Origin of the sequence: Hydrogenophaga sp. (assembly GCF_030373225.1) — a bacterium.
GTDB lineage: Bacteria > Pseudomonadota > Gammaproteobacteria > Burkholderiales > Burkholderiaceae_C > Hydrogenophaga.
This window is the reverse complement of the sequence record NZ_JAUCZG010000003.1, coordinates 118,458-130,644: the sequence shown is the minus strand read 5'-3', so window position 1 is coordinate 130,644 and position 12,187 is coordinate 118,458. Positions and strand designations below refer to the sequence as shown.

Genomic DNA, 12,187 nt, shown 5'->3' with positions numbered 1-12,187 from the left:
TGGCTTCTGCGGTACCCTCGATGCCGATCACACCAACCCATCGCCCCACCATGAAAACGCAAGCCGCCGTCGCCTGGAAAGCAGGTCAGCCCCTCACCATTGAAACCGTCGACCTGCAGGGACCGAAGTTTGGCGAGGTGCTGGTGGAGATCAAGGCCACCGGCATCTGCCACACCGACTACTACACGCTCTCGGGTGCCGACCCTGAAGGCATCTTCCCCGCCATCCTGGGCCATGAAGGCGCCGGCATCGTGGTCGACGTGGGCCCGGGCGTGACATCGCTCAGGAAGGGCGATCACGTGATCCCGCTCTACACACCCGAGTGCCGCCAGTGCAAGTTCTGCCTGAGCCGCAAGACCAATCTGTGCCAGCTGATCCGCGGTACGCAGGGCAAGGGTCTGATGCCCGACGCGACCAGCCGCTTCAGCATCGACGGCCAGCCCATCTTTCACTACATGGGCACCAGCACCTTCAGCAACTACACGGTGGCGCCCGAGATTTCGCTGGCCAAGATTCGCGAAGACGCTCCGTTCGACAAGGTTTGTTACATCGGCTGCGGTGTCACCACCGGCATCGGCGCGGTGATCTTCACCGCCAAGGTGGAGGCGGGCGCCAACGTGGTCGTGTTCGGTCTGGGCGGCATCGGCCTGAATGTGATCCAGGGCGCGAAGATGGTGGGCGCCGACAAGATCATCGGCGTTGACCTGAACCCCGAGCGCGAAGCCATGGCACGCAAGTTCGGCATGACGCACTTCATCAACCCGAAGACCACCGAGAACGTGGTCGACGCCATCCAGCAGCTCACCGATGGCGGCGCCGACTACAGCTTTGAATGCATCGGCAACACCCAGGTGATGCGCCAGGCGCTGGAGTGCACGCACAAGGGCTGGGGCCGCAGCATCATCATCGGCGTGGCCGAGGCCGGAGCCGAAATCAGCACGCGTCCGTTCCAGCTGGTGACCGGGCGCAAGTGGGAAGGTTCGGCCTTCGGCGGCGCACGCGGACGCACCGACGTTCCCCGGATCGTCGACTGGTACATGGAAGGCAAGATCAACATCGACGACCTGATCACCCACAAGCTCAAGCTGGCCGACATCAACGAAGGTTTTGCGTTGATGAAACGCGGCGAATCGATCCGCGCCGTGGTGGAATTCTGATGACCATCGAGACGATCAGCGAACACCGCTGCTTCGGTGGCGTGCAGGGCTTCTACCGCCACGCCTCCACCGAGACCGGCCTGCCGATGAAGTTCGGCGTGTTCGTGCCGCCGCAGGCGCAGCAGGGCCCGGTGCCGGTGCTGTTCTTCCTGGCCGGGTTGACCTGCACCGAAGAGACCTTTGCCATCAAGGCCGGCGCCCAGCGCATCGCCGCCGAGCTCGGCCTGATGATCGTCACTCCCGACACCAGCCCGCGCAACACCGGCATCGAGGGTGCCGACGCGGCCTGGGACCTGGGCCACGGCGCTGGCTTTTACCTGGATGCGACCCAGGCGCCTTGGTCCGGACACTTCCGCATGGAAAGCTGGATCGCCCGCGAACTCCATGAAACGGTGCTGTCGGACTTTCCGGCGCAGCAGCAGAAGGTGGGCATTTGCGGCCACTCCATGGGTGGTCACGGCGCTTTGACTTTGGCTTTGCGGCATCCCGATCTGTACCAGAGCGTCTCCGCCATCGCTCCGATCGCTGCGCCCACCCAGTGTCCGTGGGGCGAGAAGGCGTTTGGCGCCTACCTCGGGCCGGACCGGGCGGCCTGGGCAGAGCATGACGCCACCGAATTGGTCAAGCACGGGCGGCGTTTGCCGCCGGTGCTGATCGATCAGGGCCTGGCCGACCCGTTTCTGGCCGAGCAGCTCCACCCCCACCGGTTCGAGGCAGCCTGCCAGGAGGCTGGTCAGCCACTGACGCTGCGCCGGCACGAGGGCTACGACCATGGGTATTACTTCATCGCTGGCTGCATCGAAGACCACTTGCGCCACCACGCGGCTTGACCGCAAGGCTGCAGACCCTGCCCTGATTGCGAAACCCCAACCCCATGCGTCCTCGCCAATTCGACCTCATCGCCTTCGACTGGGATGGCACCCTGTTCGACTCCACCGCGCTGATTGCCCGCAGCATCCAGCGAGCCGTGGCCGACGTCGGCGGTACGCCGCCGACCACCGAGGCGGCCAGCTATGTGATCGGCCTGGGCCTGACGCAGGCGCTGGCCCATGCCGCGCCCGATGTGTCGCCCCGCAAATACGCCAAGCTGGGTCAGCGCTACCGCCACCACTACATGGCGCACCAGCACGACCTGAGCCTGTTCGAGGGTGTGTTGCCCTTGCTGGCCGAGCTCAAGGAGCGCCAGCACTGGCTGACCGTGGCCACGGGCAAGAGCCGCCGGGGGCTCAACGACGTGCTGCGCACGGTCGAGCTCGCCGGCGTGTTCGACGGCTCACGCACCGCGGACGAGACGGCGGGCAAGCCGCACCCGCTGATGCTGCATCAGCTCATGAGCGAGTTCGGTGTGCCGCCCGAGCGCACGCTGATGATCGGCGACACCACCCACGATCTGCAGATGGCACTCAACGCCGGCTGCGCGAGTGTGGGCGTGAGCTACGGCGCGCACGAGCCCGAGGCCTTTCACGAACTCAAGCCCCGGCACGTGGCGCACTCGGTGCGCGAGCTGCACGACTGGCTCGTCACCCACGCCTGAAAGCATCATGACCCCAGCAGGAGACGACCCGATCCACCCGCTGTGCAACAGCCTCGATCTGGTGGAGGGGGGCAGGGCGGTGTCCTTCGATGTCAACTACGCGGGACAGACCTGCCGCGCGTTTGCGGTGCGTTTTCAGGGCCGCCCGCACGCCTATCTGAACCGCTGTGCCCATGTGGCCATGGAGCTGGACTGGCAGCCCGATCGCTTTTTCGACGACACGGGGCGCTGGTTGATGTGCGCCACCCACGGAGCGGTGTACGAACCCGCCACCGGTGAATGCCGGGGCGGTCCCTGCCGTGGCGGGCTGTTCAAGATCGAACTGCTCGAGCTCGATGGGGTGATCCACTGGCGGTCACAATACCACCTCAAACCTGTTGAATTCTGAGAAACACCCGGGAAAACCCACCATGAACGACGACAACATCGGCTCGACGACCCCCGCTGGCGGTGACCGCACCACAGGCGTGGCGTGGGAGCGTGCCACGCTCGAAAAGCTGGTGTTCGCCACCATCCGCGAGCAGCAGGCGGCCCGCCGCTGGAAGATGTTCACCCGCTTCATGTGGCTGGCCATTCTGGGCGCGATCGTCTGGTTTGTTTTTGCCAGCAGCAACGTGACATCGTCCATCAGCACGCCTCACACGGCCGTGGTGGAAATCAAGGGAGCCATCGATTCCGATTCGGAGGCGAGCGCCGAGAACATCGTGGCCGCCCTGCGATCGGCGTTCGAGGACGCGGGCGCCCAGGCGGTGGTGTTGCTGATCAACTCCCCGGGCGGCAGTCCGGTGCAGGCCGGCATCATCAACGACGAGATCACCCGGCTCAAGGGCATCCACAACAAGAAGGTGTATGCGGTGGTCGAAGAGACCTGCGCATCGGCGGCGTACTACATCGCGGCGGCCGCAGACGACATCTATGTGGACAAGGCCAGCCTGGTGGGCAGCATCGGTGTGCTCATGGACGGCTTCGGCTTCACAGGCCTGATGGACAAGCTCGGCATCGAGCGACGTCTCATGACCGCGGGCGACAACAAGGGTCTGCTGGATCCGTTCAGCCCGCAGGACGAGTCGCAGCGCCAGTTCATGCAGAACCTGCTGGGCGAGATCCACACCCAGTTCATCGAGGTGGTCAAGAAAGGCCGCGGGGACCGTCTGAAGGAGACCCCCGAGACTTTCAGTGGCCTGGTCTGGAACGGCCAGCAGGCCGTGACGCTGGGCCTGGCCGACGGGCTGGGCAACCTCGACTATGTGGCGCGCGAGATCGTCAAGGCCGAGGAACTGGTGGACTACACCCGTCGCGAAAACGTCGGCCTGCGTCTGGCCAAACGCTTCGGTGCGAGCGTGGGCGAAGGCATGTTCCTGGCCGCCCGCGCCGCGGGTGTTCAGCTGCGATAACCCTTCGGGTTGGCGCTTTGCCAGCGCCAGGCGTCGGCGCACATGTCGTCCAGCGTGTGCAGGGCCCGCCAGCCCAGCAGTCGCAGAGCCAGTGCGGGGTCGGCCCAGCATTGCGCCACGTCTCCGGGACGGCGTGGCGCCACCCGGAACGGCACCGGCCGCCCGCTGGCGGCCTCGAATGCCTTCACCACATCCAGCACGCTGTGGCCGCGGCCCGTGCCCAGGTTCACCGTGAAGCTCTCGCTGCGTCCGAGCAGCGATTTGATCGCGGCCACATGGCCGGCGGCGAGGTCCTGCACATGGATGTAGTCGCGCACCCCGGTGCCATCGGGCGTGGGGTAGTCGTTGCCGTAGACGTTGAGGTGCTCGCGCTGGCCCACGGCCACTTGCGCCACGAAGGGCATGAGGTTGTTCGGGATGCCGGCCGGGTCTTCGCCGATGAGTCCGCTGGGGTGTGCGCCGACCGGATTGAAATAACGCAGCACGCCCACACGCCAGTGCGGGTCGGCGGTGCGCAGCGCCGCCAGCATGTCTTCGATCACCAGCTTGCTGTGGCCATACGGGTTGGTGTGGCTGCGCGCAAAGTCTTCGGTGATCGGCACCGTGACCGGGTCCCCGTACACCGTGGCGCTGCTGGAAAACACCAGTGTGGGCGCGATGGCGGGGTCTTGCGCGTGCACGGCCTGCATGGCCCTCAGCAGGCTCACCGCACCACCGATGTTGTTGTGAAAGTACTTGAGCGGCAACGCCACGCTCTCGCCCACCGCCTTGTCGCCCGCAAAATGCACCACGCCGGCCGGCTGGTGGCGGCGCAACACGTCTTCCACCCAGGGCGTGTCGAGCACGTCGCCACGCTCCAGCGCCACGGGGCGCCCGGTGATGGTGGCCAGGCGCTCCATCACCACCGGGTGGCTGTTGGCAAAGTTGTCCAGCACGACGGGGTCGAAGCCCGCTTCGACCAGGGCCACCACGGTGTGGCTGCCGATGTAGCCGGCGCCGCCGGTGAGCAGGATCTTCATGCGGGTTGCCTCAGGATTTGGCGGCATCGGGTTGACGGCCGTATTTGTCCTCCAGCCGCACGATGTCGTCTTCACCCAGGTAACTGCCCGACTGCACCTCGATCATTTCCAGTGCCAGCTTGCCGGGGTTGTGCAGCCGGTGCACCTCGCCGATGGGGATGTAGGTCGACTGGTTTTCCGACAACAGATAGGTTTCGCTGCCCCGAGTGACTTCGGCCGTGCCCTGGACCACGATCCAGTGTTCAGCGCGGTGGTGATGTTTCTGCAGGCTGAGGCTGGCGCCGGGCTTGACGCCGATGCGCTTGACCTGGAAGCGTTCGCCCATGTCGACGCTGTCGTACCAGCCCCAGGGGCGGGCCACCCGGCGGTGCAGCGCAGCCTGCGGTACTTTCAGGCGCGAGAGGTGGGCCACCACATCCTTGACCTGTTCGGCGTGGTCGCGCTGGGCCACCAGCAGGGCGTCGGGCGTGTCGATGATCAGCAGGTCTCGCGTGCCCAGCGCCACCACGGTGCGGCCCGGCGCGTGAATGAAGGTGTTGCTGGCGTGCAGGGTGTGGCCCTGGCCGGTGATCCGGTTGCCATCGTCGTCGGCCGGGCTGAGATCGGCCACGGCGTTCCAGCTCCCGACGTCGCTCCACTGGCCCTGAAAGGGCACCACGGCCACGTCGGCATGGCGTTCCATCACTGCGTAGTCGATGCTTTGCGAGCGGCAGGCGAGGAACGACGCCGCGTCGGGCCGCACGAAGTCAATCAGGCCCACGGTGTCCTGTTTCGGGCGCGCCATCGCCTGGCGGCAGGCTTGAAGGATGTCGTCGGCATGCTGGCCGAGGGCTGTCAGCAGTGTGCTGGCGCGCGCCAGGAAGATGCCGGCATTCCACAGCACGTTGCCTTGCAGCAGCAAGGCCTGCGCAGCCGCGGGTGCGGGTTTTTCAATGAAGCGTGCGACGCGGCGGCTGCCGTCGGACCGGGCCTCTCCCTGCTCGATGTAGCCATACGCGGTGCTGGGAAAGCTGGGCATCACGCCGAAGGTGACGATGGCACCGGCCTCTGCCGCCGCGACGCCGAGCTGTATGGTGTGCGCAAAAGCCTCGGCATCGGGAATGTGGTGGTCGGAAGGGCAGAACAGCAGCAGCGGATCGGCATCGGGCGGACTGGTGGCGAGCAGGGCGGCCAGTGCCATGGCCGCCGCCGTGTTGCGAGCGGCCGGCTCCAGCAGCACCTGCCCCGAAGAGCCGCGCGATTCCATCGCGTCGGCCACCAGGAATCGGTGGTCTTCCGCGGCCACGCAAATGGGCGTGTTCCCGCACCAGGCCAGACGCTCCAGCGTCAGCTGCAACAGGCTCTGGTCGCCCACCAGGGGCACGAATTGCTTGGGAAAACTCTGGCGGCTCAGCGGCCACAGGCGGGTGCCGGAGCCTCCGCAAAGAATGACGGGTGTGATGCTCATGGGCGGCTCGTGGGCTGGTGGGCAGGTTGGCGAGGGGGAGAATGCGCGAAGGCGGTACAAAGAATACCGGGCCCGTCGGGCGGTCGAATCAGTGTAGCCCTTTGATGGACTTGCACGATGCGCCGTTACCATGCCGGGCAGCCCTGGAAACAATACCTCAGAGAGAAACCATGAAAATCCGCAAAGCCGTTTTCCCCGTGGGTGGTCTCGGCACCCGCTTCCTGCCCGCCACCAAGGCCATTCCCAAGGAAATGCTGCCGGTGGTGGACAAGCCCCTGATCCAGTACGCGGTGGAGGAGGCCTACGCCGCCGGTATTCGCGAAATGATCTTCGTGACCGGGCGTCACAAGCGTTCCATCGAAGACCACTTCGACACCGCTTACGAACTGGAAATGGAGCTCGAAGCGGGTGGCAAGTCGGCCTTGCTCGAACTGGTGCACTCCATCAAACCCGACGACATGGATTGCGTGTACGTGCGCCAGCCGCGCGCCCTGGGTCTGGGCCATGCCGTGCTGTGTGCCGAACGCCTGGTGGGCGACGCGCCGTTTGCCGTGCTGCTGGCCGACGACCTGATGATCGGCAAACGGCAGGCCGAAGGTGGTCCGACGGTGTTGCAGCAGATGGTGCAAGCCTACGAATCGAGCCCGGGCACCGTGCTGGCCGTGCAGGACGTGCCGCGCGCCGACACCCGGCGCTACGGCGTGGTCGATGTTCACGGTGTCAGCGCTGCGCTGGCCGAGGTGTTTGCCATGGTGGAGAAGCCCGCGCCCGATGTGGCCCCGTCCACACTCGCTGTGGCCGGCCGCTATGTGCTCACGCCGGCGGTCTTCGAGAGCATTCGCCGCCAGCCCCGCGGAGCCGGGGGCGAGATCCAGCTCACCGACGGCATCGCCGCGCTGATCGGTACCGAGAAGGTGCAGGCGTTCCGCTACGACGGCACGCGCTACGACTGCGGCAGCAAGGAAGGCTTTCTGCAGGCCACCATTGACCTGGCGCTGGCCAATGCCGAACTCGGCGCGTCGGTGCGCGCCCACATTCAGCGCGTATTGGGTTGAGGCCCCCCGGGGGATCGCTTCAACGTCCGAACAGAAACACCGCCGGCGTCTCCAGCGGCAGCGCGCTGGTCAGGGCCGTGCTGCGTTTCCACTCGCTGACCAGGGCGCTTCGGCTCACCTGCTGGGGCAGCGACATGGCGCAGCTGACCGCCAGCCGGCTGTGCGGGTGCAGGTTGTGCAGCAGCGCCTGCAGCAGCGCGCTGTTGCGGTAGGGCGTCTCGATCAGGATCTGCGTTTGTCCCGTCTTCAAGGCCAGTGCTTCCAGCTCGCGCAGTCGCCTGGCCCGATCGGCAGATTCCTGCGGGACGTAGCCGACGAATGCAAAGTTCTGCCCGTTCAAGCCGCTGGCAGCCAGGGCCAGCATCAACGAGACCGGTCCCGTGAGGGGCACCACCCGAAGGCCCAGGCCGTGCGCAGCGCGGACGACGGCGCTGCCCGGGTCGGCAATGGCCGGCATGCCGGCTTCGCTCACCAGTCCCACGTCGTGGCCCTGCAAGGCCGGATCCAGCAGTTCGCGTGCCTGAGCGTCGCCCTGCGCCTGCGGCGCGTGGTCGCCTTTCTTGTGCGCAGCGCGGGGCAATTCCGTGATGTGCTGACCTTGAACGGGCGCGGCGATGCCCACGGCCGCGTCGAGCCGCTTCAGGAAGGCGCGCGTGCTCCTGGCGTTCTCGGTGATCCAGTGCGTCAACCTGCTGGCCACTGCCAACGTCTCCCGGGGCAGCCAGGTGTCCAGCGCGGCGGACTCCACAGACATGCCGAAATCCAGTGGCGTGGGCACCAGGTAGAGAGCCCCTTTCTTCGCAGGTTCGGCGTTCACGGCACGTGCACGCCCGCGGCGCGGATCATCCGGCAGGTGCGGATCAATGGCAGCCCCACGAGTGCCGTGGGATCGTCGTTGTCGATGCGCTCCAGCAGCGAGATGCCGAGTCCTTCGCTCCTGGCGCTGCCGGCGCAGTCGTAGGGTTGTTCTGCGCGGAGATAACGCTCGATCTCGGCGTCGCTGAGTTTGCGAAAGACCACGCGCACCGATGCGATGTCGCACTGTTCAAACCCGGTGGCCGCACACACCACCGCCAGCGCGGTCTGGAAGACCACGGTTTCGCCGCGCAGCCGCTTGAGCTGCACCACCGCCCGCTCGTGGCTGCCGGGCTTGCCCAGTGGCTCGCCGCGCAGGTCCGCCACCTGGTCGCTGCCGATCACCACTGCCTGCGGGTGGCGCGCTGCCACGTCGCGCGCCTTCGCCAACGCCAGTCGCACGGCGAGGTCCGCGGGGTTTTCACCCGACAGCGGGGTTTCGTCCACGTTGGGCGCAACGGTTTCGAACGGCAGCTTCAGCCTTGACAGCAACTCGTGCCGGTATCGCGAAGTGGAACCCAGGATGAGAGGTCTTGAGGTGGGAGGGGGAGTGGCGGGGCGGTCGGAGGTCATCCCGCTATTCTCCTTGCATTCTCTTAAACTGCCCCACATGAAACCCACCCCCAAAACCAGCTGGAGTCCGGACAGGCTGGACGTGCGCGCCTTCGCCCAGGCCGGTGCCAGCCTGCAAGCCGACGAGCCGATCGAGCACTTCCATCGCTTGAAGGCAGAGGCTCACGCCGAGGACGGCCAGGCCAACCTGGGTTCGGTGGCCTGGCAGGCCCACGGTGAAATGCGCGCCGGGACCACGGGCGGTGCGGCTGCCGCCTGGCTCCATTTGCAGGCCGGCACCAGCGTGCCGCTGACCTGCCAGCGTTGCCTGGGCCCCGTCGACACCTCTTTGTCGGTCGACCGCTGGTTCCGGTTCGTGAACGACGAAGCCACCGCCGCTGCCGAAGACGACGACTGTGAGGAAGACCTTCTTGCACTGGAGCCTCGGCCGAGCCTGCACGACGTGCTGGAAGACGAATTGTTGATGGAGTTGCCCCTGGTTCCCCTGCACGAAACCTGCCCGGTGCCGGTGGTGATGCAGGTTTCCGATCCCATGGTGGGGCTCGACGACGGCGAGCCTGAGCGCAAGAATCCTTTTGCCGGGCTGGCAAAGCTCAAAAAATAGGCACTGCGCCGGTCCCCGAAGCTGCCTGGGTGGTGAGTCCGCACTTCGGGCTATAATCCTTGGCTTTGCGCTGGCATCCATTGGCACTCCGATGTGCCTGCATCAGGCGCACCCGTTTGTCCCCACCGATTTCAGGAGCCCACCATGGCTGTTCAGCAAAACAAAAAGTCCCCCTCCAAGCGCGGCATGCACCGTTCGCACAACGCGCTGAACGTGCCCGGCATCGCCGTGGAGCCCACCACCGGTGAAATCCACCTGCGTCACCACATCAGCCCCAACGGCTTTTACCGTGGCCGTCAGGTGCTGAAGAACAAATCCGAAGCCTGACGTGATGGCGCGCCGTTGGCCTCGCTGCGTCATGCGCTCGGGGTCAGGCGGAATCAACCGGCCCAGGCCCGCATGTCCCATGCGGGCTTTTTTCATGGACGGGGCACCCATCGTGCCCGCCTCAGGAAGTTGAGATGATCACCATTGCCGTGGATTGCATGGGTGGAGATGTCGGTCCGGGCGTGACGATGCCCGCCTGCCAGGCCTTTCTGATCAGCCACCCGCAAGTCCAGTTGCTGCTGGTGGGAAAACCCGAGCTGTTCAAGGCCTGGCCCCAGTTGCTCAACAACGTGCGCTGTACCGTGGTCCCTGCTGCCGAGGTGGTCGGCATGGACGACTCGGTTGAAGTGGCGCTTCGCCGCAAGAAGGACTCGTCCATGCGGGTGGCCATCAACCAGGTCAAGGACGGGCATGCGCAGGCCGTGGTGTCTGCCGGAAACACCGGCGCCCTGATGGCCATCGCCCGCTACGTGCTCAAGACCCTGGACGGCATCGACCGTCCGGCGATCGCCACGCAGATGCCCAACGCCCGGGGTGGCGCCACCACCGTGCTGGACCTCGGCGCCAACGTCGATTGCACGGCGGAACACCTGCTGCAGTTCGCGGTGATGGGATCTGCACTGGTGGCCGCTGCCACCGGACGGCAGGAGCCCAGCGTCGGTTTGCTAAATGTGGGTGAAGAGGTCATCAAAGGCAGTGAAGTGATCAAAAAAGCGGGCGTATTGTTGCGAAATGCGGCGAACACCGGCGATCTCAACTTTTTCGGGAATGTGGAGGGTGACGACATCTTCAAGGGAACGACCGATATCGTCGTGTGTGACGGCTTCGTTGGCAACGTGGCGCTCAAGGCCAGCGAAGGATTGGCTTCCATGATCAGCGGCTTTCTTCGGGAAGAGTTCACCAGCAGCATCTTTCGGAAAATGGCAGCGATCGTTGCCTATCCTGTTCTAAAGTCTTTTAAAAACCGGGTTGATCACCGCCGGTACAACGGCGCAGCCTTGCTGGGACTCAAGGGGCTTGTGTTCAAGAGCCATGGATCCGCGGACGCGTTTGCGTTCGAGCAGGCGCTGGGGCGGGCTTATGATGCGGCCCACAATCGCCTGCTGGAGAACGTGCGTGCCCGCATCGCCCATGCGCAGCAGTTGATCTCGCCAGAGTCGCTGCCCAGCGAACTCAAAAGCATCCCGACACTCTGACCCTTCGCCCCGCATGACCCGTTTCGCCCGCATCACCGGTACCGGCAGCTGCCTGCCCCCGAATCGCATGACCAACGCCGACATGGTGGACATGCTGGCCCGGCGCGGCGTTGAAACCAGCGACGAGTGGATCGTCGAGCGGACCGGCATCCGCGCACGCCACTTTGCCGCCGATGGGGTGTTTGCCAGCGACCTGGCCGCCGAAGCCTGCCGCGCAGCCCTGAGTGCAGCAGGACTGCAGCCGGGAGACATCGACCTGATCATCGTGGCCACCTCCACGCCCGACATGGTGTTTCCTTCCACCGCGGCGCTGTTGCAGCACAAGCTCGGCATCTCCGGCTGCCCGGTCTTTGATGTGCAGGCTGTCTGCAGCGGTTTCATTTATGCCCTCACCGTGGCCGACGCATTGATCCAGTCCGGCACGGCGCACAAGGCCCTGGTGGTCGGCTCCGAGGTGTTCAGCCGGATCCTGGATTTCAACGACCGCACCACCTGCGTGCTTTTTGGCGACGGCGCGGGAGCTGTGGTGCTGGAAGCCGCGGACGCTCCGGGCATCCTCGCCACCGACATCCATGCAGACGGCAAACACGCCGGCATCCTGTGCGTGCCCGGGCATGTGTCCGGGGGGGCGGTGCTGGGAGATCCGCTGCTCAAGATGGACGGCCAGGCGGTGTTCAAGCTGGCGGTCGGCGTGCTGGAAGACACGGCCCGCGCCGTGCTCGCCAAGGCGGGCCGCACCGCCGAGGACGTCGACTGGCTCATTCCCCACCAGGCCAATATCCGGATCATGCAGAGCACGGCCCGCAAGCTCAAGTTGCCCATGGACAGGGTGGTGGTGACCGTTGACCAGCATGGCAATACCTCGGCAGCGTCGATCCCGCTCGCGCTCGATCACGCCGTGCGCCAGGGTCAGGTGAAGAAGGGCGACACCTTGATGCTTGAAGGCGTTGGCGGTGGCTTCACCTGGGGCGCCGTGCTGCTGGTCTTTTGAGTGACCCTGGGGTCACGGCTGTTTGCGCACACCAA

General features: G+C 65.7%; 14 protein-coding genes. 10 read left to right on the top strand and 4 right to left on the bottom strand.

Features of this window, described 5'->3' with window-relative positions; genetic code table 11:
- The first annotated feature begins 50 nt into the window (after positions 1–50).
- The 5 genes from QUV35_RS02845 to QUV35_RS02825 are packed head-to-tail and all read left to right on the top strand — an operon-like array spanning position 51 to position 4,085.
- Positions 51–1,157 (top strand): S-(hydroxymethyl)glutathione dehydrogenase/class III alcohol dehydrogenase, encoded by a 1,107-nt coding sequence (locus QUV35_RS02845; RefSeq protein ID WP_300870689.1) that lies wholly within the window; start codon positions 51–53, stop codon positions 1,155–1,157.
- Positions 1,157–1,987 (top strand): S-formylglutathione hydrolase, encoded by an 831-nt coding sequence (fghA, locus tag QUV35_RS02840; RefSeq protein ID WP_300870687.1) that lies wholly within the window; start codon positions 1,157–1,159, stop codon positions 1,985–1,987. Before QUV35_RS02845 ends, fghA begins: the two co-directional genes overlap by 1 nt.
- 44 nt (positions 1,988–2,031) lie before the next feature.
- The gene (locus tag QUV35_RS02835; RefSeq protein WP_300870685.1) at positions 2,032–2,691 is read left to right on the top strand and encodes an HAD-IA family hydrolase; all 660 of its coding nucleotides are present in this window, start codon (positions 2,032–2,034) and stop codon (positions 2,689–2,691) included.
- A gap of 7 nt (positions 2,692–2,698) precedes the next feature.
- Positions 2,699–3,079 (top strand): Rieske 2Fe-2S domain-containing protein, encoded by a 381-nt coding sequence (locus QUV35_RS02830; protein WP_300870683.1) that lies wholly within the window; start codon positions 2,699–2,701, stop codon positions 3,077–3,079.
- Positions 3,080–3,101: 22 nt separating this feature from the next.
- Positions 3,102–4,085 (top strand): S49 family peptidase, encoded by a 984-nt coding sequence (locus tag QUV35_RS02825; protein WP_300870680.1) that lies wholly within the window; start codon positions 3,102–3,104, stop codon positions 4,083–4,085.
- On the opposite strand, the gene galE is transcribed toward QUV35_RS02825, so the two are convergent.
- A complete protein-coding gene (gene galE / locus QUV35_RS02820) occupies positions 4,073–5,104 on the bottom strand; it encodes a UDP-glucose 4-epimerase GalE (RefSeq protein ID WP_300870679.1) in 1,032 nt (343 codons plus the stop codon). The two genes, QUV35_RS02825 and galE, sit on opposite strands and share 13 nt — an antisense overlap.
- A gap of 10 nt (positions 5,105–5,114) precedes the next feature.
- Positions 5,115–6,551 carry a mannose-1-phosphate guanylyltransferase/mannose-6-phosphate isomerase gene (locus QUV35_RS02815; protein WP_300870677.1) on the bottom strand — a complete coding sequence of 479 codons (1,437 nt, stop codon included), beginning with the start codon at positions 6,549–6,551 and terminating at the stop codon, positions 5,115–5,117.
- A 170-nt stretch (positions 6,552–6,721) separates the two neighbouring features.
- Here QUV35_RS02815 and galU point away from each other — a divergent pair, with 170 nt between their 5' ends.
- Entirely contained in the window at positions 6,722–7,606 is an 885-nt protein-coding gene (gene galU, locus QUV35_RS02810) for a UTP--glucose-1-phosphate uridylyltransferase GalU (protein WP_300870676.1), read from the top strand.
- A gap of 19 nt (positions 7,607–7,625) precedes the next feature.
- Here galU and QUV35_RS02805 read toward each other — a convergent pair whose 3' ends face one another.
- A complete protein-coding gene (locus QUV35_RS02805) occupies positions 7,626–8,360 on the bottom strand; it encodes an SAM-dependent methyltransferase (RefSeq protein WP_300870800.1) in 735 nt (244 codons plus the stop codon).
- A 59-nt stretch (positions 8,361–8,419) separates the two neighbouring features.
- Complete coding sequence (locus QUV35_RS02800) at positions 8,420–9,034, bottom strand: Maf family nucleotide pyrophosphatase (protein ID WP_300870674.1); 615 nt, start codon at positions 9,032–9,034, stop codon at positions 8,420–8,422.
- Positions 9,035–9,071: 37 nt separating this feature from the next.
- Between QUV35_RS02800 and QUV35_RS02795 the strand changes: the two genes are divergently transcribed.
- The 4 genes from QUV35_RS02795 (at position 9,072) to QUV35_RS02780 (ending at position 12,152) form a co-directional block, all read left to right on the top strand.
- A complete protein-coding gene (locus QUV35_RS02795; RefSeq protein ID WP_300870673.1) occupies positions 9,072–9,638 on the top strand; it encodes a DUF177 domain-containing protein in 567 nt (188 codons plus the stop codon).
- Between the two features lie 144 nt (positions 9,639–9,782).
- Positions 9,783–9,965 carry a 50S ribosomal protein L32 gene (gene rpmF, locus QUV35_RS02790; RefSeq protein WP_019575026.1) on the top strand — a complete coding sequence of 61 codons (183 nt, stop codon included), beginning with the start codon at positions 9,783–9,785 and terminating at the stop codon, positions 9,963–9,965.
- Between the two features lie 134 nt (positions 9,966–10,099).
- Entirely contained in the window at positions 10,100–11,161 is a 1,062-nt protein-coding gene (gene plsX, locus QUV35_RS02785; protein WP_300870671.1) for a phosphate acyltransferase PlsX, read from the top strand.
- A gap of 13 nt (positions 11,162–11,174) precedes the next feature.
- The gene (locus QUV35_RS02780; RefSeq protein ID WP_300870669.1) at positions 11,175–12,152 is read left to right on the top strand and encodes a beta-ketoacyl-ACP synthase III; all 978 of its coding nucleotides are present in this window, start codon (positions 11,175–11,177) and stop codon (positions 12,150–12,152) included.
- The last annotated feature ends 35 nt before the right edge of the window (positions 12,153–12,187 follow it).